The organism is Kitasatospora sp. NPDC001119, from assembly GCF_053598475.1.
In genome coordinates this window covers 178,334-202,897 of record NZ_JBSFKI010000006.1, presented here as the reverse complement: position 1 = coordinate 202,897, position 24,564 = coordinate 178,334, and the positions used below count along the sequence as shown (strand labels likewise).

General features: G+C 72.8%; 27 protein-coding genes and 2 pseudogenes. All 29 read left to right on the top strand.

Going from position 1 to position 24,564, the window contains the following annotated elements; translation table 11 throughout:
• Nucleotides 1-12: 12 nt before the first annotated feature.
• On the top strand, nt 13-321 hold the full coding sequence (locus tag ACWDD9_RS09890; RefSeq protein ID WP_033819819.1) for a DUF6112 family protein: 309 nt from the start codon (nt 13-15) through the stop codon (nt 319-321).
• Nucleotides 321-1,010, top strand: a complete 690-nt coding sequence (locus ACWDD9_RS09885; protein WP_449811294.1) for a hypothetical protein — start codon at nt 321-323, stop codon at nt 1,008-1,010. Before ACWDD9_RS09890 ends, ACWDD9_RS09885 begins: the two co-directional genes overlap by 1 nt.
• Nucleotides 1,011-1,031: 21 nt before the next feature.
• Nucleotides 1,032-2,459 carry an SCO6881 family protein gene (locus tag ACWDD9_RS09880; RefSeq protein WP_449811293.1) on the top strand — a complete coding sequence of 476 codons (1,428 nt, stop codon included), beginning with the start codon at nt 1,032-1,034 and terminating at the stop codon, nt 2,457-2,459.
• A gap of 146 nt (nt 2,460-2,605) precedes the next feature.
• Nucleotides 2,606-4,075, top strand: a complete 1,470-nt coding sequence (locus ACWDD9_RS09875) for an SCO6880 family protein (RefSeq protein ID WP_033819821.1) — start codon at nt 2,606-2,608, stop codon at nt 4,073-4,075.
• Nucleotides 4,076-4,109: 34 nt separating this feature from the next.
• A complete protein-coding gene (locus ACWDD9_RS09870; protein WP_033819822.1) occupies nt 4,110-4,559 on the top strand; it encodes a DUF6238 family protein in 450 nt (149 codons plus the stop codon).
• Nucleotides 4,560-4,582: 23 nt separating this feature from the next.
• The gene (locus ACWDD9_RS09865) at nt 4,583-6,088 is read left to right on the top strand and encodes an ATP-binding protein (protein WP_449811292.1); all 1,506 of its coding nucleotides are present in this window, start codon (nt 4,583-4,585) and stop codon (nt 6,086-6,088) included.
• Nucleotides 6,089-6,163: 75 nt separating this feature from the next.
• Nucleotides 6,164-6,598 (top strand): hypothetical protein, encoded by a 435-nt coding sequence (locus ACWDD9_RS09860; protein ID WP_449811291.1) that lies wholly within the window; start codon nt 6,164-6,166, stop codon nt 6,596-6,598.
• A 143-nt stretch (nt 6,599-6,741) separates the two neighbouring features.
• Nucleotides 6,742-7,398: a hypothetical protein gene (locus ACWDD9_RS09855; RefSeq protein WP_449811290.1), complete on the top strand. Its 657-nt coding sequence runs from the start codon at nt 6,742-6,744 to the stop codon at nt 7,396-7,398.
• A gap of 100 nt (nt 7,399-7,498) precedes the next feature.
• Nucleotides 7,499-8,605, top strand: a complete 1,107-nt coding sequence (locus ACWDD9_RS09850) for a hypothetical protein (protein ID WP_449811289.1) — start codon at nt 7,499-7,501, stop codon at nt 8,603-8,605.
• A 96-nt stretch (nt 8,606-8,701) separates the two neighbouring features.
• Nucleotides 8,702-9,448 carry a hypothetical protein gene (locus ACWDD9_RS09845; RefSeq protein WP_449811288.1) on the top strand — a complete coding sequence of 249 codons (747 nt, stop codon included), beginning with the start codon at nt 8,702-8,704 and terminating at the stop codon, nt 9,446-9,448.
• 37 nt (nt 9,449-9,485) lie between these two features.
• On the top strand, nt 9,486-9,983 hold the full coding sequence (locus ACWDD9_RS09840; protein ID WP_033819826.1) for a hypothetical protein: 498 nt from the start codon (nt 9,486-9,488) through the stop codon (nt 9,981-9,983).
• 75 nt (nt 9,984-10,058) lie between these two features.
• The gene (locus ACWDD9_RS09835; protein ID WP_449811287.1) at nt 10,059-10,583 is read left to right on the top strand and encodes a hypothetical protein; all 525 of its coding nucleotides are present in this window, start codon (nt 10,059-10,061) and stop codon (nt 10,581-10,583) included.
• Nucleotides 10,584-10,715: 132 nt separating this feature from the next.
• Nucleotides 10,716-11,924, top strand: coding sequence for a hypothetical protein (locus ACWDD9_RS09830; RefSeq protein WP_449811286.1), 1,209 nt, complete (start codon nt 10,716-10,718; stop codon nt 11,922-11,924).
• Nucleotides 11,925-11,960: 36 nt separating this feature from the next.
• The gene (locus ACWDD9_RS09825) at nt 11,961-12,611 is read left to right on the top strand and encodes a hypothetical protein (protein ID WP_449811285.1); all 651 of its coding nucleotides are present in this window, start codon (nt 11,961-11,963) and stop codon (nt 12,609-12,611) included.
• Between the two features lie 26 nt (nt 12,612-12,637).
• The gene (locus tag ACWDD9_RS09820; protein WP_033819829.1) at nt 12,638-13,063 is read left to right on the top strand and encodes a hypothetical protein; all 426 of its coding nucleotides are present in this window, start codon (nt 12,638-12,640) and stop codon (nt 13,061-13,063) included.
• A 104-nt stretch (nt 13,064-13,167) separates the two neighbouring features.
• Nucleotides 13,168-14,959, top strand: a pseudogene (locus tag ACWDD9_RS09815) (type IV secretory system conjugative DNA transfer family protein).
• Between the two features lie 102 nt (nt 14,960-15,061).
• Nucleotides 15,062-15,307, top strand: a complete 246-nt coding sequence (locus tag ACWDD9_RS09810) for a hypothetical protein (protein WP_033819831.1) — start codon at nt 15,062-15,064, stop codon at nt 15,305-15,307.
• Complete coding sequence (locus ACWDD9_RS09805) at nt 15,307-16,500, top strand: DnaB-like helicase N-terminal domain-containing protein (protein WP_449811370.1); 1,194 nt, start codon at nt 15,307-15,309, stop codon at nt 16,498-16,500. The genes ACWDD9_RS09810 and ACWDD9_RS09805 overlap by 1 nt, the downstream gene beginning before the upstream one ends.
• On the top strand, nt 16,497-17,078 hold the full coding sequence (locus ACWDD9_RS09800) for a hypothetical protein (RefSeq protein WP_449811284.1): 582 nt from the start codon (nt 16,497-16,499) through the stop codon (nt 17,076-17,078). The genes ACWDD9_RS09805 and ACWDD9_RS09800 overlap by 4 nt, the downstream gene beginning before the upstream one ends.
• A 42-nt stretch (nt 17,079-17,120) precedes the next feature.
• On the top strand, nt 17,121-17,780 hold the full coding sequence (locus ACWDD9_RS09795; protein ID WP_449811283.1) for a hypothetical protein: 660 nt from the start codon (nt 17,121-17,123) through the stop codon (nt 17,778-17,780).
• Between the two features lie 5 nt (nt 17,781-17,785).
• Nucleotides 17,786-17,968, top strand: a pseudogene (locus ACWDD9_RS09790) (DNA cytosine methyltransferase); the annotation flags it as partial.
• Nucleotides 17,895-18,968, top strand: coding sequence for a DNA cytosine methyltransferase (locus tag ACWDD9_RS09785; protein WP_449811369.1), 1,074 nt, complete (start codon nt 17,895-17,897; stop codon nt 18,966-18,968). The pseudogene ACWDD9_RS09790 and the gene ACWDD9_RS09785, both read left to right, overlap by 74 nt.
• 156 nt (nt 18,969-19,124) lie before the next feature.
• Complete coding sequence (locus ACWDD9_RS09780; RefSeq protein ID WP_449811282.1) at nt 19,125-20,327, top strand: MFS transporter; 1,203 nt, start codon at nt 19,125-19,127, stop codon at nt 20,325-20,327.
• A 29-nt stretch (nt 20,328-20,356) separates the two neighbouring features.
• Complete coding sequence (locus tag ACWDD9_RS09775) at nt 20,357-21,073, top strand: HAD family hydrolase (protein ID WP_449811281.1); 717 nt, start codon at nt 20,357-20,359, stop codon at nt 21,071-21,073.
• Nucleotides 21,074-21,210: 137 nt separating this feature from the next.
• The gene (locus ACWDD9_RS09770; RefSeq protein WP_051812156.1) at nt 21,211-21,801 is read left to right on the top strand and encodes a DUF4913 domain-containing protein; all 591 of its coding nucleotides are present in this window, start codon (nt 21,211-21,213) and stop codon (nt 21,799-21,801) included.
• Nucleotides 21,798-22,547, top strand: a complete 750-nt coding sequence (locus ACWDD9_RS09765; RefSeq protein WP_449811280.1) for a glycosyl hydrolase — start codon at nt 21,798-21,800, stop codon at nt 22,545-22,547. The genes ACWDD9_RS09770 and ACWDD9_RS09765 overlap by 4 nt, the downstream gene beginning before the upstream one ends.
• On the top strand, nt 22,544-23,059 hold the full coding sequence (locus ACWDD9_RS09760) for a hypothetical protein (protein ID WP_449811279.1): 516 nt from the start codon (nt 22,544-22,546) through the stop codon (nt 23,057-23,059). Before ACWDD9_RS09765 ends, ACWDD9_RS09760 begins: the two co-directional genes overlap by 4 nt.
• A complete protein-coding gene (locus ACWDD9_RS09755) occupies nt 23,059-23,706 on the top strand; it encodes a hypothetical protein (protein ID WP_449811278.1) in 648 nt (215 codons plus the stop codon). Before ACWDD9_RS09760 ends, ACWDD9_RS09755 begins: the two co-directional genes overlap by 1 nt.
• The gene (locus ACWDD9_RS09750; protein WP_449811277.1) at nt 23,703-24,554 is read left to right on the top strand and encodes a hypothetical protein; all 852 of its coding nucleotides are present in this window, start codon (nt 23,703-23,705) and stop codon (nt 24,552-24,554) included. Before ACWDD9_RS09755 ends, ACWDD9_RS09750 begins: the two co-directional genes overlap by 4 nt.
• Nucleotides 24,555-24,564 lie beyond the last annotated feature (10 nt).

Sequence of the window (24,564 nt, the reverse complement as noted above, 5' to 3'; positions counted from 1 at the left end):
ACTGGAGTTCCCATGTTTCTCGCGGACGCAGCCACGCAGCTCGCCTTCGACCCCGGCATCACCCCGAACGAGGGCGGCCTGCCCGGCCTTTCGGTGCTCAAGCAGGTGATGGGCTCGCTCAACCTCTTCGGCATCATCGCGATCGTCGGGGCGCTCGCTGTCAGCGCCGGCGTCTGGGCCTGGGGTCACCACTCCGGCGGCCACCAGGCCGAGGCCAACGGCAAGAAGGGCGTACTGGTCAGCGCGGGCGCCGCTCTGTTGATCGGTGCGGCGAACGGAATCGTGGCCTTCTTCTCGGGCCTTGGCGGCCAGGTCCACTGATGCAGAATCGTTCCTTCACTCGTGAAGGCGTGTCCGGCGGCGCATCGCGCGTGCGCCGCCGGGCGCTGCTCGGCCTCGTGGTCCTGGTGGCCCTCGTCGTCCTGGCCGGCGCGCTCGCCTTCTTCACCCGCGGCACCCGCCCCGCACCCAACCCTGTCTCCCCGGTGGCCAGTTCGCCCTCATCCGCCAGCGCTTCACCGTCGGCATCGCCTACGGGTGGTGCCGGGTCGGTTCCGGCGCCGCCATCGACGCACGATCCGATCGCCTACGCGAAGGCTGCGGCGGTGGCGCTGTGGTCGTACGACACCCGCTCGTACTCGCAGCCGGAGCTGGTGGCCGGCCTCCACCGGTGGCTGACGGCCGAGGGGAATTACGCGGACGCCAGCTCGGTGGACCGCCTGGTGCCCTCGCCGCTGCTGTGGGGACGGATGGCCGACTCCGGCCAGCTCGCCACCGCGACCGCGGACGAGGCGCACTTCCCGGACACGTTCACCAGGGCGCTGCAGGCCGATCCGGGGGCGATCAAGCAGGCGTACATCTACGCCGTCACCGTCACCGGCAAGCAGTCGATCTCCTGGAACGGTGCCCCGCAGGGCGGGGCCGAGGACCGCTCGTCCACCCTCGCCGTCCAGTGCCGCCCCGACCGTCCCTGCTCTCTGGTCGGCGTGCTGCCGACCGTCTCGCCCTAACCCCAGGAAGGAGGTTCCCCCATGGGTGTCTGCGACGTCCCCATGATCAGCCAGGTCTGCGACGCGGTCGACGCGATCAACTTCGTCTCCGATCCGGGCAAGAGCATCACTGACGGCATCGGTGCGTGGATCACCAAGTCGATGACGGAGCTGGCGACCAGCGCCGTCAACCTCGCCTCGAAGGCGGTCAACCAGACCACCGGCATCGACCTCAACGCCGGTTGGTTCCGGCAGAACTACGAGCTGATCCTGCCGATCGGCCTGATCCTCACGGTCGGCACGTTCTGCGCGCAGCTGATCCTCGCCGCCTGGCGCCGCGACGACCGGGCGCTGGCCCGCGCGGCCTGGGGCACCATGACCGGCGTCCTGTTCTCCTTCTGCGCGATCTCCTTCACCTCGGTTGCGGTGACGGTCGTCGACGCGCTGTCCGACAGCCTGTTCAAGGCCGCCGGAACCACGTTGGAGGACGCGATCCGGCGGATCATCAAGGTCTCCGAACTCGGCGCCATGTACGGGCTCGGCTGGACGATCCCATCCCTGGTGGCCATCGGGTGCGCGATCGGCGCGTTCCTCTACTGGGGCACGATGGTCGCCCGCAAGGTCGGCATCCTGGTCCTGGTCGTCCTCGCGAGCTTCGCCGGTGCCGGCGGAGGCTGGGAGGTCGCGCAGCGCTGGCGGCGCGGCTGGATCGAGGCCACCGCCACCCTGGTGGCGTCGAAGCTCCTGATGACCATCGTGTTCATCACCGGCATCTCCGCGATCGGCAACTCGAACGCCAAGGACGGGATGAGCGCCCTCTCCGACGCCATGGCCGGTGTCGTGATCATGGTGCTCGTGCTGCTGTGCCCGTACGCCTGCTACAAGTTCATCCACTGGGCGACCGATGGCTCGGGCCACGACGACATGCACCGCACCGGCGTCGCCGGTGTCGCGGTGGCGGCCGGGGCGGCGAAGACCGCCGCCGGCCTCGCGATGCAGATGGGCACCGGTGTCCCGGCCCCGCAGGGCCCCGGCAAGGTCCCCGGGATGGACGGCGGCGGTGCCTCCTCCGGCATCGACCCGACCGGGCGTATCAGCAAGGAAGGCATCGACGCCGGCCCCGCGCAGCAGCCGACGAAGTTTCGCTTCGGCGAGGACCCGGCCGCAGCCGGCGACCGCGGGCGCGCCCTGGTCACCCGGCCCGGCATCCCGGCCCTGATCAGCCGGGCCGCACCCGGCTCAGGTGGTGGGCAGCCGTCGTCCGGCGGCGGCCAGGACGGAGCCGCAGCCCAGCCTGCCACTCCGGCTGCTCCGGAGCTGTCGACGACCCCGGCTGCACCCGCGCCCTCGGCGCCGAGTCCGGCCCCCTCGGTCCCGGCACCGCCCGCACCGGCAGCCTCCGGACCGCCCCCGGCCGGAGCACCGGCCCGGTTCGTCTTCCCGAACCGGCCCACCCCGCCCGGTTCCTGACCGGCACCCCACACCCGGGGTGGGCGGCAGCCCGCCGCCCACCCCGGGCCCCGCCTCCGAGCCCCCGGAAGGAGCCCTGCGATGACGTCCAGAAGAGCACCGCGTCCCCGCCCGCCGCCCGCATGCTCACTCCCTCTGGAATCCCGATGTCCTCTTCGACGCCCGACGCCACCCCTGCGTCCGTCAAGTTCCCCCACCGCTCCAAGCGCGGCATCCTGCTCGGCCTGAGCGCGCCGCAGCTGATCGCCTGCGCCACCACCGGCCTGCTGCTGCTTGCCGTGCTCACCACCCGGGGCGTCACCGGCGCCCTGCAGCTCATACCCCTGTGGGCCGCTGTCGCCGCCCTGGTGTTCATCCGCTACCGGGGCCGCACCCTCGCCGACTGGGCACCGATCGCCGCCCGCTACGGCCTGCGGCGGCTGCGCGGACAGCTGGTCTGGCTCGTCCGCCCCTCGTCTCGCCCGGTGCGCGAGGGTCTGCTCCACCTGCCCGGAAGCGCGGCCAGCCTGCGCGTGGTCACCGCCCCGGACCGCCGCTACGGCGCCGTCCACGACCCGCACGCCGGCACCCTCACCGCGATCGTCAAGGTCAGCAGCCGCGCCTACGCTCTCCTCGACCCCGGCACCCAGAGCGCCAACGTCAACGGCTGGGGGCGTGCTCTCGCGGCGCTCGCCCGCACCGGCCAGGTCGCCCGTATCCAGGTGGTGGAGCGGACCGTCCCGGACACCGGCGACGCGCTTCGCCGTTACTGGGAGGAGCACGGCCACCCCGACGCGCCGCTCGCGGGCGAGCTGTACGGGGAGCTGATCCGGGGCGCCGGTCCGGCGGCCGTCCCTCACGAGGCGTACGTCGCCGTGGCCATGGACTTCAAGGCGGCGCGACGGCTGATCAACCAGGCCGGTGGCGGCCTGACCGGCGGCTTCGCGGTCCTGGCCCAGCTCACCTCCGCGTTCGAGCAGTCCGCCCGCACCGCCGGCCTCAACCCGACCGGCTGGCTCAACGCCGAAGAGATCGCCGCCGTCGCCCGTACCGCCTACGACCCGAAGTCCCGTGCCGCGCTGGACCGCTGGTCCGAGGACGGGCGCCCGGCCGCCGACCCCGCCGCCGCCGGCCCGGTGGTCGTGGTGGAGAAGGCCGACCACATCTCGACCGACTCCGCCCACCACACCACCTACTGGGTGGAGAACTGGCCCAGGACGCAGGTCAACCCCGGCTTCCTGCACCAGCTCATGTTCGCCTCCGGTGTTCGCCGCACCGTCTCCTTGGCCTACGAGCCGAAGGACCTGGACTCGGCAATGCGCGATGTCCGCCGCAAGAAGGCGTCGGTGATCGCGGACTCGGCCGAGCGTGCCCGCAAGGGCCAGGTGGCCAGCGAGGCCGACTCGGTGGAGTACCAGGACATCCAGGATCGCGAGCGGCAGCTGATCGCCGGCCATGCCGACGTGGCCCTCACCGGGCTGCTGACCGTCTCCGCCGATACGGAGGACGAACTGCGCTCCGCCTGCGCCGTGGTGGAGACCGCGGCCGTGGGCGCCCAGCTCGATCTTCGCCCGCTCACCTGGCAGCAGGCCGAGGCGTTCACCGCCTCCGCACTGCCGTTCGCCCTCGCCGCTTGATGCCGGCCCGCCCTCCCTCTGAAAGAGCACCCTGATGCCGGCCACCACCCCCGTCGCGCAGGACTTCGTCCCGTACGCGACCGCCGCGATCGACTTCCACCGCGCGCTCAACGTCCCGACCGGCCCGCTGGTCGCCTCCCGCGCCGAACTCGACTGCCTGCACGAGCACTTGGTCTCGCTCCACGGCCTCCTTGACGCCCACGCCCAGCGCACCTCCCCGCTGCTGCCAGCCGAGGGCGACCACCTCAAGGCCGCCCGCACCCGCCTGTGGCAGGCCGCCGACCACCTCCACGCCGCCTACCACGCCTCACCCCGGCCCGGCAGCGGAGAGGTCCCCGGCCCCGACGCGTGCCGCGCCCGCCTTCCCGAGGGCGCGCCGGAGCTGAGCATCTGCCGCCGCCACCAGGAGACCGCGCAGCTGGTGCGCCGCCGCACCACCCCTGCCGACCTGCACGCCCCGTTCACCGGCCTCGTCCGCCGCTGACCTGCACCCCGGAATCCGTGATCATGCCCAGGAACCGCGCCACCGCCTCCCACCTGTTCGTCCCGCGCAAGACCAGCCGAGCCGACCGGCGCTCCGCCCGTGCCGGGTTCGCCGAAGCCCGCACCAAGGCCCGCCTCGCCACCCTCCCCACCGTGCGGCGCGAGCGCGAGAGCACCGACCCCGAACTGCGGCCCGTCTACCCGGTCTCCGGCCGCCCCGGTCCCGCTTCCGCCCGTGGCGGCAAGCTCCGCCTTCCCAAGCACCGCATGACCACCGCCGTCGCCGGCGGGGCCTACCCCTTCCTCGCGGAGGCCGGCCTCGGCGCCGAAGGGATCTTCATCGGCCGAGACCTGCACGCCGAAGGCTCGTTCTGCTACGACCCCTTCGCCCTCTACAACTCCGGCCGAATAGAGGGGTTCACGAACCCGAACGGGATCCTGTGCGGCATCATCGGCATGGGCAAGAGCGCGCTCGCCAAGTCCATCGCGACCCGTGCCATCGCTCACGGATACAAGATCTACATCCCGTCCGACCCGAAGGGTGAGTGGTCGGGCCTGGCCGAGGCCCTCGGCGGCCAGACGATCGCGCTCGGCCCTGGCCTGCCTGGGAAGTTGAACCCGCTGGACGCGCCGCAGCGTCCGGACGGGGTGAGCGAGGAGGACTGGACCAGCGAGGTCCGCAAGCGCAGGCTCCTGCTGCTGGCCAGCCTCGCGGCCACCGTGCTCAAGCGCGATCTGCTGCCGATGGAGCACACGGGCCTGGACGTCGCGCTCGATCTGGCCGTCGCCGACGCCGAGGCGACGGGCACGGTGCCGCTGCTCGGCGATATCGCCCAGGCTCTCGGCCGACCTGAGCGCCTGGATGCCGCCCTCGGCGACCAGGCCGGCAGCCTCGGCCACGCCATCGACGACCTCGCCCACGCTCTGCGCCGCCTGGTCCACGGCGACTTGTCCGGCATGTTCGACGCGCCGTCCACCGTGACGTTCGACCCGGACGCACCGATGCTCTCGATCGACCTCTCCCGGCTCGGCAGCAGCGGCGACGACACGGCCCTGGTGCTGGCCATGACGTGTGCGAGCGCGTGGATGGAGTCCGCCCTCGCGGACCCCGCCGGCGGTCGCCGGTGGGTGATCTACGACGAGGCGTGGCGGATCATGCGGCACGTCGGCCTGCTGGAACGGATGCAGCAGCAGTGGAAGCTGTCCCGAGGCTTGGGCATCGCCAACCTGCTGATCCTGCACCGCCTTTCGGATCTGCTGTCCGCAGGCGACGCCGGATCGCGCGGGCGCGTCCTCGCGGAGGGACTCCTGGCTGACTGCAGCACCCGGATCATCTACCGCCAGGAACCGGACCAGATCCCCGCCGCCATGGCCCTGCTCGGCCTCACCGGCGTCGAGGCCCAGGCCATTGCCGCCCTCACTCGCGGCCGGGGCCTGTGGAAGGTCGCCAGCCTGAGCTTCATCGTGCAGCACCTCCTCCACTCCAGGGAGAAGCAGCTGTGCGACACCGACTTCCGCATGGCCGCTTGACCGGCCCGACTTCAGGAATCCTGAACCCGAGTGTCTACCAACGACGTTGTGTCCTACCTCGACCACGCCCATCTTATGGCGGCCGACTTCACGGAGTTCGAGCAGCTGGTCGCCGCCCGCCCCGACCAGCGCCCCGCCCTTCACGCCAACTGGCACCCCGTCCTGACCTCCACCCAGCGCGACGGCGCACAGTGGGTGTCCTCCTCCGCCGTGTTCAAGCCCTGCGACGCCCGCGTCGACACCGAACTCGGCGAGGAGACGTACGTACGGGTGTACTTCGACGAGGACGGCCGGGCACTGCCCGACCGGCCCCGCCGCCCCGTGCCCGTTCCGCCGCTGGCCGCCGAGCGGTCACGTGCTCCTGCCCGGGTGGTCCGTCCAGCCCTGTCCCCTCAACCCCGGCCGGGATCTCGTCGAACTGCGCGAGCGGCTCTGGGGCGGAGGTCCAGCGCCCTGGGACAGCGTCTCGCCTCCGCACACCGCCCTGCTCCTCGCGGGCCCCGGCGGTGAGCGGTTCCTCGCCGTGAGGCCACGCCCCGGCCACGAGCTGGTGGTCCGCGCTGCCCGGCCCGACGACGATCCCGACAGCCTCCTCGGCGGCATGAAGCCCCCGGCCCGCATCGTGTTCCCCCACCGACGCGACGCCGGCCACGGTGGCGGCCGATGTCCGGGACCGCCTCGCGCCCGGCTACCGGCAGGCCGCCTGGCAGGCGCGGACGAACGCCTTCACCTTCGCCGCCGAGGGCCTGCAGCGACTGAGCACCGCCTACATCCCCGGAACCGACATGCCTTGGAGCCGCCGTGGGGAGGCCGGCTCCTTCGAATCCGAGGCCGGCCGCAACCGAGCCGCCTGGCGCTACATCACCACGCTCACCGGCCAGGGCCCGCACCTCGTGGCCGGCATACGGGCAACTGCCCGCGTCGAGGACCACCTCGACCCCGCCACCGGCCCCGCCCTGCGACGGCTCGGCGAATCCGAGAGGGCACTCGGGCGGCTCCAGGAGATCCGGGAGGGCTGGCAGGACGCCATGGACTGCATCCTCCCCGGGCACCCCAAGGCCCAGCAGGTCCTCGACCGCGGCGAAGACCTGCGCAACCAGGAGGCGTGGCAGGCCGCCGCACCGCTCAGGGACGGCCCGCTTCCCGCGCTCGCCGCGCACGTCGCTCCCAGGGCCGCCCTGCCCGTGCCGGACCGCGAGCAGCAGGTCAAGGCCGCGCTCGCCCGCACCGGCCATCCCCGAGGCGACTTCGCGGTGGCGCCTGCTCCGCCCCTCCCGCCGGTTCTCGGCACACCCCGCCGCACGCGGTGACCGCCTACCACCGCTTCGCAGTCGGACCAAGTCCCCGGTCCCCGGCATCATCAGCGCCCCACCTCCAGCGCCCCGGGGCGCGCACCCCCAGGAGCACGCCATGCAACCCTCTGATCTGACCGTCCTGTTCACCGAGAACGCCTTCGGTGTCACCGCTCACATCTACGGCCCGGACACCCTGACCGACCGTAACGCCACCGGTCCGGCCCGGCGCTATCTCCCTGTCACCCGTCCCCTCGCGCAGCGGGGCCTTGAGACCGGAGTCGACTTCGGGGCGGACGACTACATCGTTGACGCGGGTCTGCCTGACGGCAGCCGCCTCGTGATCTCGCCGGAGCAGTCCGGCCATGCGGACGATGCCCTGCCGGACTGGCTGGCGACTCATCACTCCAGCCCCGACGACCCGGATCTGTTCGAAGTCGTCTACGACAGCAGGCTGGACGGGCCCGACGCCCGCAACGGGGGGAGCGTGCCCAAGCTGCTCGCCGCCGTCGACGAGCATCTCGACGGCCTCGGCGTGCCGTCCCGCCAGCAGGTCCAGGCCGTACGCGAAGGCGCCGAGTCCGCACTCCACCGCGCCGGGTTCATCCCCGTCGTCCGCATCCATGAGACCCACCACCGGCTTCCCGCCGCCATGGTCGACCCCGGCGAGCGCCGGGTCACCGTCACACGGGCCGTCGACTTCCTGCGCTCCGCCGACTACGGCTTCACCTGCCCGGCGGACCTGATCGACCACAGCCTTCCGCCGGCGCTGCCCCCGGCCCGGTCGCTGGCTCAGGTCAGCAAGACCATCGCCGAGGCCGGCCACACCCGGGATGCGGTCGAGGCGCTGAGCGAGCTGACCGCACCCGGTGACGGCGTCCTCGACCAGGTCGTCGGCGCACTCCACCAGACCGCCTCCTGGTGGGAGGGGCTGGGCGGCGCCTCCGATCCGCACTACGCGGCCCGCCTGCGCTACATCGCGGACCAGGCGGACGGCTACGTGCGGGAGATCCGGGCGATGCGAGGCGACCTCGCCGACCGGCACACCGCCCACCCCGGGCGACCCCGGTCCGCAGCCCAGGTCACGGCCGCTGGCCTCGACGCCCGGGTGCTCGCCGCGCTCGCCACCTCCCCCGCCTCCACGCGAACCCTCACCGGCCACCCGGCCGAAGCGGTCCTCGCCTCCCCCGTCTCCGCCGTCCGCGCCGCCGGGCCGCGCCGCTGAACCCCTGTCCCGGAAGGAAGACCGCCATGCCCCGCCTCTGCAGACCGCGCCCCAACCGCCGGTCCACCGTCCGAACCAGCACCGCGGAGCCCCACCGTGCCTACCGCCGCACCCACCCAGCTGCCCGACGTCGCCATCGGGCACCACCCGACACACGGCATCGTCGCCTCCCTGCCCACCCAGAACGCCGCCGCCCACTGGTTCCTGGAGCGCCTCGACTTCCAGCAACTACCCGGCAACCCGAAGCTCTTCACGCTCACCGGCCAGCACCGCGAACCCCGCGAGCGCGCCGCCTGGGCCGCCAAGCTCCTCACCGGCGCCGGCTACCAGGTCGACACCGACATGGCACTCGCCCCCAACGAGAAGACCGGCACGCGGGAACAGGCCCACGCCCGGCTGCCCGCGACCGAACCGGTGCCGGACACCGGTCCGGACGTCGCCTTCGCCGAGCATCCGCAGCTCGGTGTCGTCGCTGCCACTGACGACACCGTCAACGCGGTCGAGCGCGGTGGTCAGATCCTCGAAGCCCACGGCTGGCGGTTCAACCACGTGCTCGACGTCTACACACTGCCGGTCACCGTCGACCGGGGCGAGTCGCTGGAGCGCATGGCCTCCGCCACCGCCGCCATGCACCGCGCAGGCGACCTGCAGGTTGCGGTCCAGCCGCGTCTGGCCGAGGACCTCGCCGCCCGCCGTGCACCGGCCCAGCAGGCTTTCACCACGCACAAGTTCCGCGCCAACGAGGCTTCGCTCAAGGCAACCACCGCCGTGTCGACCGCTGTCGCCGTGATCCCGCCGCCGGCGGCGGTCGACCCGCGCATCGCCTTCGCCCGTTCCCGCTGACCACCCCAACCCCCACCCCTACCAAGGAGAAGAGCACATGGCTGTGAAGAAGGTCTGGCAGATCACCCACTCGTGCGGGCACCAGGCGGCCAGGGATCTTGGTGACCGTCCGGCCGACCGCCGGGCCGGCTTCGCCGACTGGCTCGCCAAGCAGGAGTGCACCGACTGCTGGCGCGCCGCGAAGGACGGCGACGAGGCCGAGAAGGCTGCGTGGCTGCAGGCCAAGCGGTCCGCCGAGCAGGCGGAGTCGGAAGCCTGGTCCGAGCAGTTCCGGATGCCGCCGCTGGAGGGCACCGAGAAGGGGATCGCCTGGGGCGTGCGCTGCCGCCACCAGGTCCTCGCCGCCGCGTACGCCGCGCTCGTCGTCGACTCCGGCATGCCGGAGCCCGAGTGGGAGCGGATCGAGGACCGGGCCCGCACGATCACCCGCGCCGGCTGGTGGATCGACCAGCGCACCTCCGGACCGGGCGACCTGGAGGAGCTGCTGGAGGCCGCCGTGGACGCCGACCGGCCGACCGAGAACCCCTTCATGTGACCTGCCGGCGCGCTGCCCGGAGCAGGGCACCGGCCCCAACTCCCACCGCCGTAGAACGATTCGGAACACACCTCCATGGCTACCTACCCGCTGCAGTGCACCGTCCGGCGCACCGAGAGCACCCTCGATCTGCTGAACGCGTTGGACGCGCTCAACGACGACCCCGACTTCGAGCCGAGCCTGTTCGCTACGTGGTCGCCCGGTCCACCCGATCAGGAGGTCTACGACCTGCGGGACCTGGCGGCGCTGCTGGACGAACCGCGGGCACTCCGCAAGCCCCGCACCGGCCACACCCCCTCCCCGCGCCTGACCTGGCACTGCTCGATACGCAGCACCACCCAGTCCGGCCTCAGCGAGGATCACTGGTGGGACCTGCTGCTGCAGGTGCTCAATGCCACCGGCATCCAGCCGCAGAACGATCCCAACTCCTGCCGCTGGCTGGCTGTGCGCTCCACCGCCGACAGGCTCGACATCGTCGCCACCGTCATCCGCCAGGACGGCAGCTGGGCCCGGCTGCACAACGACCAGCGATTCGCCCAGTACGCCTGCGAGCGCTTCGCTGCTGACCACAAGATCAACTCGTCGAAACGGCTCGGCTAGGACTGTTGGACGGCCCGGCCCGAGCGCGGCTTCTACCACCGATCTCCGGCCGGGCCAAACCTCCGATCCTGCGGATTCTGTCCTCGTCAGCCCGCTCGCCGGGCCCCGCCGCCCGTCCGAGAAGGGGACGCCGTGATCGCCCACCTGCAGCGCGCAACCACCACGGCCGCGCTGATTCCCGCCCTGTACGGCCTGGACGAGCCGGGCAACCGGCTGCGTCCCCGGCTGATCGGCGCCGACTACCGGGGCGCCGATAAGCAACTGCCTCTGTTCGGTGACCCGCAGGAGGTCCTCGGCGGCGGCGTGCTGGACGCCCCCGCCCTGCGGATCGGCTCCCGGGCACCCGCGCGCCCCGTGTGGATGTGCTCCGTGCGCTCCGACCCGCGTCACCCGGACCTGAGCGACGCCCAGTGGGCCGATGTCGCCCGGCGTCTCGTCTCCGCGACCGGGCTCGCCCCCGCTGGCGACCCGGACGGCTGCCGGTGGGCGGCGATCCGCAACGGCAACCGGTCGGTGCACGTCGTCGCCACCGTCGTGCGCGAGGACGGATACATCCACAACACCTACCGCGACCCCTTCCACGTGCAGGCCGAGTGCACCCGCATCGCCGCCGAACTCGGCCACCTCACCCGTACCGTCACCACCGCCAAGGACCACCGGATGCCCTCCATCACCATCAGCGCCGAGCCCAGCGGTAGCGTCGTCGCCACCGGCGCCAGCGACGACCTGTCGGCCACCCTGCTCCGCCACGCCGGGTTCAAGCAGATCGACGACTGGCACGGCCGCCGCCACCGGCTGCCCACCACCACCGACCCCGCGAACCGGGCCTCCATCGCCACCCACGCCACCGAGATGCTGCGCGCCGCCCGCTACACCGTCGACCTCGACCCCAAGCTCGAGACCGAGCAGCTCAGCACCGCAGGTCAGCAGATCCTGAATCTCACCGATGAGCTGCGCGGCGCCAAGGACTTCGCGGAACTCGCCGGGGTGCTCGACGAGCTGCTCGACCCGGACGACGGGATGCTGGTGCGTCTCCAGGAGGCCCTGGAGATCGCCTCCGAGCAGATCACCGAACTCGACCCCGACCAGTTCGCGCTCTCCGACCGGTTCGGCTTCGCGTCCGACCAGTTGGTCACCGCCCAGGCCGAACTGGCCGGGGCCGTCGACGAGGTGCAGCGCGCCGTGTCCGACACGGCGGGCCGTGCCGACGACCTGCGTACCCGCGCCGCTCTCGCCCGCAGCACCACCGCCCCAGCCGCCGCCAACGCCTCGGACCTGCCCGCCGCCTGGCGGACACCCGTACCGGCCGCAGCGGCAGTTCCCGCCGGCCGCACCCGCTGAAACGTTCCTGCACGTCACTACTTCCTGGGAGCCCTGGTGCCCGAGCACTACTCGTCGATCGGAGAAGCGGTCGGCGCCGCCATGCAGCACAACATCCGCCTGGCCCACCGCGACCAGCAGACCCTCACAGCCGACCAGCCGCTCCAGGTCCGCTACATCCCGCCGCCCGGCGCCGACCCCCGCTCCCTGCCGGGCATGGTCGTCCGGCTCGAGGAGGACGCGAGCCCCGGTGACGTGGCGGCGATCTTCGAGGAGACGACCAGCGCCCTGGTCGGCCCGCTGACGCAGCTGACCGAGCTGGTCGCGGCCGGGGCCGACTGGGCCCGCGCCAGGGTGGACTTCGCCTCCCCCGGCTACAACCTGTCCTACGACACGTGGGCGCGGCTGGCCACCGCGCACCAGGCGCTCCTCACCGTCCGGGAGGACCTGGAGACCGCCACCGCGAGGATCCCCGACTGCCCCGCCGAGCCGAGCCGCTCAGGCCACTCGGAGACCATGCCGGTGCTGCGGACCCGCGAACTACTGCACGACGTCATGGGCAGCGTGCCGCCGCCCACGTCGGAGGCCCAGCGCCGTCAGGCAGCCGTCGCCGGCTCTCCCCGGCGCGTGCCCCAGCCGTCCACCACCCCCGAGCCCACCGCCACGCCGACCACGGCCCCGGCCGCGCAACCGCGCCGTACCCGCTGACAGCAGCACCGAGAGGACCGACCACCATGGGAAACCTCGCCGACACCTACGGCACCGACGTCGAGATCTACCGCGGCGGAGACGACCGGATCTGGGCTGACTGCCGCACCGACGCCCCTGGCCTCATCGACCGCACCCTGCGCCAGTTCGGCTTCACCGCCCCACCCGACCCTGGCAACCCCGCCTCCTACAGCCTCCCGCCGGAGCGGCCCCGCGCCGACCAGCTGACCGCCGCGTCCGGCGCGGCCTACCTGCTTGGCGTCCAGCAGCACCGGGTCGCCATCGAGCCGGAGTTGGTCGTCACCATCGACGGCCGGGACAACCCCGCCGCCGAGCTGCGGCGCGCAGCAGCCCTCGCCACCTCCCCCGCAACGCGCGTGACCGCCACCGTGCAGCAGCCACCGGCCCCGCCGACGCCGGCGTCCGAGCGACCGAGCAGCCGCACCCGCTGAAACGTTCCCTCGCCCCTCGCCCGAAGAAAGGCACCCCGTGACGATCCGTTCGAGAGCCGAGCGCGCCCCGCCCACCGCCCGCTCGCACCCACCTGGACTCTCCCTTGCCCGCCCCGCGCACCGGCGCACCGTCGACCTCCACCGGCACGGACGCGCTCCTCTACCTCCTGTTCGCCGTCGTCGGCGCCGCCATCGCCTTCGGCTCCCTCGCCTGGCTGACCGGCAACCTCACCAACTACATCGTGGGGTCCGGCCCTTGGGCGCCGTTCCACGTCGCCGACGCCCTCCTTCACCCCGACCGGCTGTGGCCCCACCTCGACCCGACCTCCGTCCTGGTCGGCGCCCGCATCGTCCCCGGCGCCCTCACCATCGCCATCACCGTCACCGTCCTGGTGCTGTGGCTGCGCCGCCGCGCTGGCGCGAAGAGCGGCATGGCCCGCAAGGCGGACATAGCGCCGCTCCTGGACAAGGAGATCACCGCCAAGGCCCGCAGCCTGCGCCCGAGCCTGAACGACCGGGAGTGTAAAAGAGGTCGAGCCGAACGACCGCGGCATCCTGATCGGCACGCTCTCCCCCGGCCGGGCCGAGGTCCGCGCCTCGTGGGAGGACGTGATGGTCGCCATCATGGCGCCCCGCTCCGGCAAGACGAGCGGCATCGCGATCCCGGCGATCCTCGCCGCCCCCGGACCGGTGCTGCTGACCTCGAACAAGGCCGCCAGCGACGCGTACACCACCTGCGTTGACGCCCGTGCGAAGGTCGGCAAGGTCTGGACCATGGACCCGCAGCAGATCGCGCACCACCCGCGCGAGATGTGGTGGGACATCCTCGCGGACGCCCGCGACCTCGCCGGCGCCAAGCGTCTGGCCGGGCACTTCGTGACCGCGAGCGTGGACGAGTCCAGCGGCTCCGACTTCTGGTCGACCGCGGCGAGCAACACCCTCGGGTCGCTGTTCCTGGCCGCCGCGAGCCACCGGCGCCCGATCACGGACGTGCTGGCCTGGCTCGCCTCGCCCTCCGACCGCACCCCCGTCGACCTGCTCACCGATGCCGACCACCACGCGGTCGCCGCCCAGCTCCAGGGCACCGTCACGGGTGCCACGGAGACGAGGGACGGTATTTACGAGACGGCGCGCCAGTACGCGAGCTGCCTGCTGGACCCGGAGATCGCCGCCTGGGTCACCCCCACCGAGGGTCTGCCGGAGTTCAAGCCGTTCGCCTTCGCTTCCTCCCGCGACACACTGTTCCTGCTGAGCAAGGACGGCGGCGGCTCCGCCAGCGCGATCATCGCGGCTGCGGCCGACGCGGTGATGCGCGCGGCCGTCATCGTCGCCGAACGCTCCGGAGGCCGGCTCGACCCGCCCGCGCTGTGCGTCCTCGACGAGGCCGCCAACGTCTGCAAAATCTCGGACCTCCCGGACCTGTACTCCCACTTGGGCAGCCGGGGCGTCATCCCGATCACCATCCTGCAGTCCTACCGCCAGGGCCAGCGCTGCTGGGGTGAGGCCGGCATGGACGCCCTCTGGTCGGCGGCCACCGTCAAGGTCATCGGCAGCGGGATCGATGACGCTGACTTCGCGGACCGGCTTTCCCGGCAGATCGGCGAGCACGAGGTGCAGACCGTCTCCGTGTCCGACTCCGGCAGCGGCAAGTCGACTTCGGTGTCGATGCGCACCGAGCGCATCCTGCCGCCCGACGAGATCCGCGCCCTGCCCAAGGGCAAGATCCTGCTCTTCGCGACCGGCATGCGGGTGGCGATGCTCGACCTCAAGCCCTGGTACAAGGAGCGCTCCGCCAAGGAGATCGGCCCGGCCTCCGCCCGCGCCACCAAGGCCATCACCGAACGCGCCATCGCGAAGGCTGCCGCCAGCCGCGACGACTTCACCCTCTCGGCCTGACCCACCCCACCGGCGGCGCCGACCGGGAAGCCGCCTCTTCTCCGGCCGGCGCCGCCCCCGGCCGCTTACCCCGCCTCCGCCTCGACTCCGGAAGGTCTCTTCATGTCCGACACCAACTCGCCTGCCGCCCTCCGCCGTTCGGCTCCCCTCGCCGGGGCGCCGGTCGTCCGCCGGGGCGGCCAGTGGTGGCTGATCACCGGCACCGGCTCGATCCTGACCACCGACCCCGTCTTCACCGGTGAGCTGGACCGCTTCGCCACCGCGATGGCCGCCGCCGACCGCGAGGTCGACCGGCTGCGGGACAAGCAGGCCGGCACCCGGAAGAAGCGGAAGGGGAAGCGGCGGTGATGGACGCACTGCTCAAGGGCGAGCAAGCCCTTCTCGGCGCGGTCCTCCTCGACCCTGCCCAGCTCGACACGCTGGCCTGGCTGACACCCGCCGACTTCTACCGTCCGGCTCACCGAGCCCTGTTCGCCGCGATGCTGACCCTGAGCAACGATCAGCGTCCGGTGCGGGAGGCTGACGGGACAGTACCGCTCTCGTGGGTGACCGACACGGTCGCCGAGGCGAGCCGCCAGGTGCGCGGGTTGAACGCCTCGTACCCGTTCACCCTGATCGCCGCATGCCCGCGCCCGCAGAACGCCCCGGTGTACGGCCGCATGGTGCTCGAAGGGTCCATCCACCGCATGGTGCTTGAGCACGCCGTCCGTCTGGAACACGTCGCCCACATCGATGCCGAGCAGCACCAGGTCGAGGGCGTCCTGCACCACGCCGATGCCCTCACCGGCGTGCTCGGCGACCTCGCCCGCCGCTGGGGCACCGAGCCTCGTCCCGTCCCGCCGCCCGGTCCTGGCGCGAGCACGGCGGCGTCACCGGTCGGGCCCAAGGAGACCGAGGACGAGCAGTTCCTCCTGGCCGTCCTCGTCCACCAGCCCGCAGCGATGGCCGAGGTGTACGACTGGCTACGGCCCGGCGACTTCGCCGACGCCGGCAACGGCCAGGTCTACCGCTGCCTCGGCGCTCTCCACCACCGAGGCGAGCCGATCGACGAGGTGACCGCCCTGTGGGAGGTCCAGCGGCGCGGCCTGCTGGTCGATGGCACGCTCTCGCGCGAACAGGTCGACAGTCTCTTCGGTGGCCCGGGGGCGGGTTCGGCCGAGTGGCTGGGCGACCAGGTCATCCGTGCCTCCGTCGTGCGCACTGCTGCCGGAGCCGCCACCACCATCAAGGCGTTGGCCGAAGCCGAGGCGATGGCGCCGGGCCGTCTCATCGGACAGGCCCTGCATGCCCTCGGCCCGCTCGACGAGGTGCGTGCCCGCTGGCGTACGGCCAACGGGCAACCTTCCCCGACAGCCGAGAGCGCTGGCCCAGCACAACGCCCCGATCCTGCGGCCCGGGTGCGCGCGGCGCTGTCCCGAAGTCCCCAGCAGCGCCTCGCTCCGAGGACCACCCCGCCCGCCGCCGCCACGTCCGGGACTGGCGCCACGACCACGTCACCTGTCCGCACCTCGCCCTCCCACCACCTCCGGAGCACCTCGTGAACAGCCCGATATCGGAGGCACTGCTGCTGCACGCCACCGCGACCGTGATCGACGCCCAACGCGAAAAACTGCCCCAGGTCAGCGCCCCGTTCCGCCTGCCCGACCCCATCGGCGTGGCCCGGCAGACCACCGAACTCGGCGGCCTCATCGCCGAGCTGGGCGACGAGTACCTGTTCCGTGCGGACGCTTCCGCGCCGCAGGAGCACACCACGCACGCGGCCGAGGCGTTCGCCAACGCCATCGGCAGCGTCGCCCAGGCCGCCTCCGCCCTCGGCACCGTGGCCCAGCAGCTCGCCTTCGTCGCCCGAACGGCCGGCAAGCGCGGTGAGCCGGGCTACGAGGACGCTCACACCGATGCCGGGCAGCTGATCGAGCTCGCCGTCGAGACGGCACGCGACGACCTCGCCGAAGCCGCCCAAACCCTGCGGACCGCCGCCTCGGCCGTCTCCCCGCCGCCCGCAGTCAAGGTCCAGCGAGCCGCCCTCGCCCGCTCCCCCGGCGCTTCGACAGCATCTCCGGCGCCGATCGCGACCGCTGTTGCGGTGGCGGCCCAGCGCGCTCCGGCCCGCGCCCGGTGAACCGTTCCGCCGCCCCTTCGACCTTCACCCCAGGACCTGACCATGCTTGACGAGGACGCCCACGACTACGCTGTCCGGCTGGAGTCGGCCGCGACCGAGCTCGTCCGTGCCAGCGCACGGCATCCGTACTCCTTCTCCAACGCCTACGGCAACGGCCGCGAGGTCACCGGCTGCGATCTCGCCGAGGCCGTGGAGCGCGTGGAGTACCACCATCACGCGGCCATCAGTGAGGCGAGCTTCCACTCGCAGGATCCCCGTTCCAGTCCCCGCTCTGCCGTCCTGGCTCGGGAGTGGAGTTCCGTAGGGACAGTCCTGGCCCAGGTCAGCCTGGATCTCACGCGGGCAGTGGAGGTGGCGAGCCGTCTCGCCGACGCCCGTGTACGGGCTCCGGAGACCGCCAGCGCCTTCGAGCGGCAGGCCGCCACCGAGGTCTCCCGCCTCCTCGCCAACGCGCGGGCGGGAATCGACCGTGCCGTCGACATGATGTTCGACAGCGCCCACCACCTGACTGGCAGGCGCCCGATGCCGGCACCGGACTTGGCCGCACTCTTCGCCGAGACCGCCACGGGGGAGCTGGGTCCGACGTCCCAGCGGGAAAGGGCCGCGCTGGCCCGGTCCGGCAGCACCTTCCCCGTCCTGTCGCCCGCCCCGACCACGCCCACGCCCACCGCGACTCCTCCCTCTCCCCGAGGCCGGCGGTGACGGCCATGGTCCCGGACACCGCAGGCGGCCCGTTGATCGGGTCGTTGTGCAGCGGGTATGGCGGGCTCGACCTCGGCGTCCAAGCCGCGCTCGGCGGCCGTCTGGCCTGGCACGCTGAGACCGAGCCCGGCCCGTCCGCGATCCTCGCCCGCCACTGGCCCGGCGTGCCGAACCTGGGCGACATCACCAGCATCGACTGGTCGACCGTCCCGGGGGTGTGCGTCCTCACGGCGGGTTTCCCCTGTCAAAGACGTCTCGGTCGCCGGCCGCCGCGCCGGGCTCAACTCCGAAACCCGATCCGGTCTTTGGCTGCACGTGGCTCGCGCTGTCGAGGCCCTGCGCCCGCACCTCCTGGTGGTCGAGAATGTACGAGGACTGCTCACCTCCCCCGCTGTCGCCAGCTCCGGTGGCGACGTGGAACGCTGCCCGTGGTGTCTGGGAGACGACCCAACCCAGCCTGATCTGCGGGCACTTGGCGCCGTACTGGGCACCCTGGCCGAGCTTCGGTACGACGCGAAGTGGCTCGTGCTTCGCGCCTCCGACGTCGGTGCACCCCACCACCGAGCCAGGGTCTTCCTCACCGCCTGGCCCGCCGACCACGGCGTTGCTCAAGACCCCGACAAGCAACATCGGCTCCAACGGCGGCAGCCAGCACCCGGAGAAGAGGAAGCGCGGCGGCCACGGCCCGAACCTGGCGGACGAGGTGGAGTGGCTGCTGCCCACTCCGAAGGCGTCGGACGGGATCAAGGGCTCGCCGAACCAGCGGCACGGCGGCGGGGACCTGACCCTGCCCTCGGCAGCAGCCTCGCTGCGGCCCTCCTCGCCCCGGAACCCGGCCTCACGCTCCCGGCGCCGGGCCTCGCCGGTCTCGACGGCGGTAGTGCTGCCGCTGTGGCCGCAGGGCGGCTCGACCCCGGACGGTGGGGACCGTACGCCGGAGCCGTCGCCCGATGGGAGACGCTCACCCGCCCGGCGCCGGCGGCCACCGACGAGGGCGGCAAGCTCCGGGCGGAGTTCGTCGAGTGGATGCAAGGGCTTGAGGCGGGCTGGGTGACAGCCACCCCCGGGCTCGGCCGCCCGGCCCAGCTCACCGCGCTCGGCAACGGCGTCGTTCCCCAACAGGCTAAGCGGGCATTGGAGTTGCTGGCTCCTCCTTTCCGGCGCTGTGCCCGCTGCCGTGCCGAGTGAGGGGCTTCTACCTCTTTTTCCCGGCCGTACCAAATCCCGGAATCCGCGGACTCTTCTCCCCGCAGCCGCACCGACCCGAGGGGGCTGTCATGCCTGCGCATGCCCCGGTCCGGCGCGCCCGCGCGCCGCCGGCCGTACGACCGAAGGACCTTCTCCTTGAGCACCACCACCGCCTGCGGCCCCACCCAGGACAGCGGATACCGCGCTGTCCTGGGTACGCCGTACGTCGCCCGCCTACTGGCCGGCACCCTGATCGGCCGCCTTCCCACCGGCATGGCGCCGATCGCGATCCTGCTGCTGGTGCGCGCCGAGCACGGCCCGCTCGCCGAGGCCGGAGCCCTCGGCGCCCTGTACGGCCTGGCCTCCGCGCTCGGGCAGCCGCTGCTCGGGCGCCTGGTCGACCGCCACGGCCAGACCCGGGTCCTCGTCGCCGCCACGGCCGCCGCCAGTACGGCGTTCCTGCTGCTGCCGTGCACCGGTCCGGTGCGCCACCCGGTGCTCGCCGCGCTCACCGTGCTGGTGGCGGGGCTGGCGACGCCTCCGCTGGAGGCCGGTCTTCGGGCTCTGTGGCCGGTGCTCCTGCCGGACGCCGGACGCCAGCGCACCGCGCTCTCGCTGGACAGCAGCACCCAGGGCTTGGTGTTCGTCGCGGGTCCGCTGCTGGCCACCGGCTTCGCGGCCGGTGCCGGAGCGACCACCGCGCTGGTAGCGACCGCGGCCCTCGGCCTGCTCGGCACCTGCCTGGTTGTCACCTCCCAGCCGTCCCGCACCTGGACGCCGGGGGAGTTCACCGAAGCGGTGCACTGGACGGGTCCGCTGCGCGTGCCGGGGCTTCGGGTGCTGTTCGCCTCGCTGATCGGCACCGGTGTCGCCCTCGGCGCGGTCAACGTCCTGGCGCTGTCCGCCGCCGAGCGCCACCACGCCGGGTGGCTGGCCGGGGTGATGCCGGCCGCGCTGTCCATCGGCAGCATGCTCGGCGGCCTCGCCTATGGCCGCCACGCCTGGCCCGGCGCCCCCGCCCGGCACCTGGTCGCCGCCTCGGTCGGCTTCGCGGCCGGATGGCTGCCGCTGCTGCCCGACCCCGCTCCCGCCGTCGCCGTCCTGGGCGCCGTGCTGCCCGGCACCTTCCTCGCACCGCTGCTGACCGCCGCGTTCCTCACCGTCGACCGCCTCGCCCCCGAAGGCGAATCGACCGAGGCGTTCGCCTGGCTGATCGCCTGCATCGGCGTCGGCCAGGCCGCCGGCACGGCCCTGACCTCCCTCGCCGCCGGCCCGCTGCTCGTCGCCGCCGTCCCGCTCGCCGGGGCCGCCTGCGCGCTGTGGCTGCTCCACCGCTTCAACGACCGCCTCTCTGCCTGACCACGAAGCTCATCCCGAAGGACACCGCCGTGAACACCTCTACCTTCTTCGCCGCCGCAACTCCCCTCACCCGCATGCACGTTGTGTGGGACTGGAACGGGACGGTCAAGGACGACCTCGACGACCACGTCTCCGCGCTGAACGCGACCCTGCCCGCCCTCGGCAGCGAGGCGGTCGACCGGGAGACCTACCGGGCCAAGCACACCGTGCCGATCCCCAACTTCTACGCCCGCCTGCTCGGCCGCACCATCACCGAGCAGGAGTGGCTCTCCAGCGACAACGCCTTCCTGGACCACCTGCGCGCCCAGCCGGTGCGCGTGCGCGACGGCGCGATCGAGCTGATGGCCGCGCTGCGCGAGGCCGGCCACACCCAGTCGCTGCTGTCGCTGTGCCCGCACGACACCCTCGTGCGCGAGGTCGAGGAAGCCGGCATCGGCCACTTCTTCACCCGGATCGAGGGCCGCACCGGGCCCTCCGGCGGCACCAAGGCCGCACCGCTCACCGCCCACCTCGAAGCCCTCGGCCTCACCGAACAGGCACACCGGGTGCTGCTGGTCGGCGACGCCGTTGACGACGCGGATGCCGCCCACGCCAACGGCGCGCACGCGGTGCTGCACACCGGCGGGCTGCACCACCCCGCCAAGCTCGCCGCCGCCGGCCACCCGCTGACCGACACCCTCACCGACGCCGTCGCCCTCGGCCTGCGCCTCGTCCAGAACCACGGCGCCCAACTGGCCTGCGCCTAGCACGGATCGGCGGCCGTACCAAACCGCCGATCCTGCGGACCATCTCCTCACCAACCGCTTCACCGGAGCCCTGCCATGACCCGAAGAAGACCAGCCGCCCCCTCCCTCCCCGTCCGTCCGAACCCCCTGGATGTGCCATGTCCGAGTCCGACCCGATGCCGGGCACCCCCGAGCCCGAGCCGATCCGTATCCCCGACGAGGACCTCGACGACCTCGTCAGCGCGTTGAACCGCACCATGGCCGAGGTCCGCCAGCACGGCGTGATCCTCGACCGCCTCGGCTCCGAAGCCGACGAAGAGACCGCGTCCGGCGCGGCCGAGCCGGACACCGCGCCCGAGGGCGAACCCGCCGGTGCCCCCTCGCTGTTCATCCTCGCGATGGGCGGCGCCCAGTACGCCGCCGAACTGGCCGAACTCTCCTTCTGGGTCACCCACATCCTGCTGCCCGTCTACGGCCGGGAGATCGGCTCCACCCGACCGTGGTGCGCGCAGTGGCACGAGCACCCGGAGGCCGTCGCCCGCCTCCACGCGCTCTGGCTCGCGTGGCAGCAGCTGACCGCCGCCGAGGCCGGCCAGAGCGGCCCCTCGACCTGGCACCGCGACCACCTGGACCACGCCCTGCTCCAGCTCCGCGCTCCGGACGGCCCGTTCGCCGCCTGTACCACCAGCCCCTCCCGGCTGGCCCACCGCGTCCTGACCACCCCCGACCAGCTGGGACTCGCCGCATGAACACCCTCGACTTCCGCCTCGACGGCCTCAAGCCCGCCGACGAGTCCCCCGGCCATGCGTACAACTACCCCTGGGAGAAGGACTTCCAGCTCATCTCCCACCACGACGTGGGCGAGCGCAGCTTCATCATCGCCTTCGACAAGACGGCGACCTGGGACTACCCCAACAAGGCCAACATCGTCTCCTTCGACGTCGACCGCGACAGCAGCCGAGGCATGTTCAGCATGCACCGGGAAGGGCACGCCACCTTCGCGTTCGCGCAGAACTGGCTGGTCAACCGCGGCTGCCCGCCGGACAAGGTCGCACCGGTCTTCGACGTCCCCCGCCCCGCCGACGAGCTGTCCGTCCGGGTCGAGGACCGCATCCGGCGCGCAGGCGACAGTCTCAACGTCGCCGACTACCAGGTGATCGACGACTCCGACACCGAGGGCTGGAGCGTCGCCGTCGACCGCGAGGCCAGCGAGCTGCCCGTCCGCCTGTTCCTGGAGACGCTTCAGCCCGACCAGTTCACCTACACGGTGCGCGAGGGGGCCTTCGCCGACCACGCCGCCGCCGACGACTGGCTGGAGCACCGCTCGACCCCGCTGCCCGAGCCGCCCGAGTACCGCCGCGACGCCGAGGCCCTGCGCACCAGCGCCGCGCTCGCCCGCAGCACCACGGCCCCGGCCGTCACCGCCGCCGACGTCCTGGCCGCCGCGCCCGCAGCCGCCGCCGTCACCCAGCCCGATCGAGGGCGGTCGCTGTGAGCCGCGCCAAGTTCGCCTTCTCCGCCCACCCCGACGCCCTCGCCGACCTGCGCCAACTCCCTGAGCCCATCCGCGACCAGGCCCTGCTGCACCTGCAGGACCTCGTCCACGGCGAACGCGTCGCCACCCGCTTGGAAGGCCGGCTAGAGGGCTGCCACAAGATCTACCTCGGCGTCGGCGACCAGTGGGCCAGTCACCGTCTGGTCGTCCAGTTTCGCGACGCCGCGCCCGAGTCCCAGCACCGGCGCGAGGTCCACCTCATCGCCGCAGGCCCCCGGCTCGACTACCAGGTCTACCGCTCCGCCCAGAACCGCCTGGGCCGCACCGGCCTCAACCTCCCGCCCGGCCTGGATCCGGCCCGGGAAGCCCAGATCCGGCAGCAGCAGGAAGCCCGCGTCCGCGCCGCCCGCGCCCGATCCGTTCGCCCCGCACCGGGAACTGCTGGCGCACCCACCTACACCACCGCATCCCCCGGCTTCGCCCCCGGCGCTGCCCTCCGAAAGGCCCGCTGATGACCACTCACGCCCCCACGCACACCGACCTCGCCGCATGGCTCGCCGAGGCCGCCGAGGCCGTCACCGGCATCGTCACCGCCGAGCACGCCACGCCGCGCTCGCGCTCTCACCTCCACCCCGTCCTCGGGCCGCTCACCGCCGGGCCGAAGGTGATCACGGCACTCGCTTTCCGGCTAGAGGACCTGCTGGAGGAGCGGCTGCCGACCACCCCCGCCGCCCTGTTCGCCCTCGCCTCCTACGCCTCCGCCCTGGGCTGGCTGACCGAATCGCTCGCCGACCTCACCCAGGCCGTCGACCGCTTGACCGTCGAGGCCGGCCTGCAGTCCGACGCCGCGACCACGGCACCGGCCGAGGTCCCGGACTTCGACCTGTCGGCCTACGCCCCGCAGGACCAGCAGGCCATCACCGCCCTCGCTACCGAGGCCGCCCTCCCGCCCGGCCGCTACCTGCAGATCCTGGGCCAGGCCCTGCTCGCCTCCACGGAGTTCACGGACGCGTGCACGGAGATCATCATCGCCCTGGCCGAGGATGCCCGCCGCCTCCTGGACGAGGAGGTCAGCTTCGTTCGCCTCGGCGGCGAAGGCCCCGACAGCCTGCCCACCCTGGTCCGCTCCCTCCTTGCCCGGATGGAGACGGCCGGATGAACCCCCACGACCCGCTGAAGAACCCCGGCGCGCACCTGGTCTTCGACCAGCTCGGTGTCGAGAACCCCTGGGAGCTGTACGCGCGCCACCCCGGCGACAGCCCTCTCACCCGCCTCGCGTTCATGGTGGCGTCCTGCGCCCGCGAAGTCGACCGGCTCCACCAGGACCTCACCGCCAAGGCCCAGCAGGTGACCGAGCGTCTGGCGCCGATCGCCCGGGGCGATCACGCCTCGATGCGCGGGGTCAATGGAGTCATGCAGTCCGCCGGCCTTCAGGTCGAGCTGCTCGCCGCTCGGCGGGGCGCGGCGTTCGAGCAGCTCTCGGATGTGGTCAGCGCCTACGAGCGGTGCACCGAGGCGGGCCTGGCGGGTCCGCAGAGTCCTCTTGCCGTCAAGCGCGCGGCGGTCACCGCCTCCCCGGTGCCGGCCGCCGAGCCCGACCTTCCTGGTACACCGTCGAGGTACGACCCCCGGACCCGGGAGTTCGAGGCGCTGGCGGCCATCGACCGTGGTCGTCTGCGGCTCTGCAAGAGCGCTGTCTACGGCTACACGTTCACGTCCGATGGCAGTGACGTGGCGCCATCGGTCTGGGCGCACACCGTCGAGGCGCTGATGGCCGAGGACCTCGTGGTCGCCGATACCAGCACCTCGTCCTACCGGCCCGGTCAGCTGCTCTCGCTGACACCCGCCGGACAGGCCCTCCTGGATGCCTCGCGCACCGCTGACCAGCGCGTCGCCGCCGCTCTGGCCCGCACCCCCTCCGGCCCCGTCGTGACGCCCGCGACCGGCCCCGCCCAGGCAGCGCCCCCGGCAGCAGCCCACCCCTCCCTCTCCTCCCGCACCCGTTGAACAAGGAACT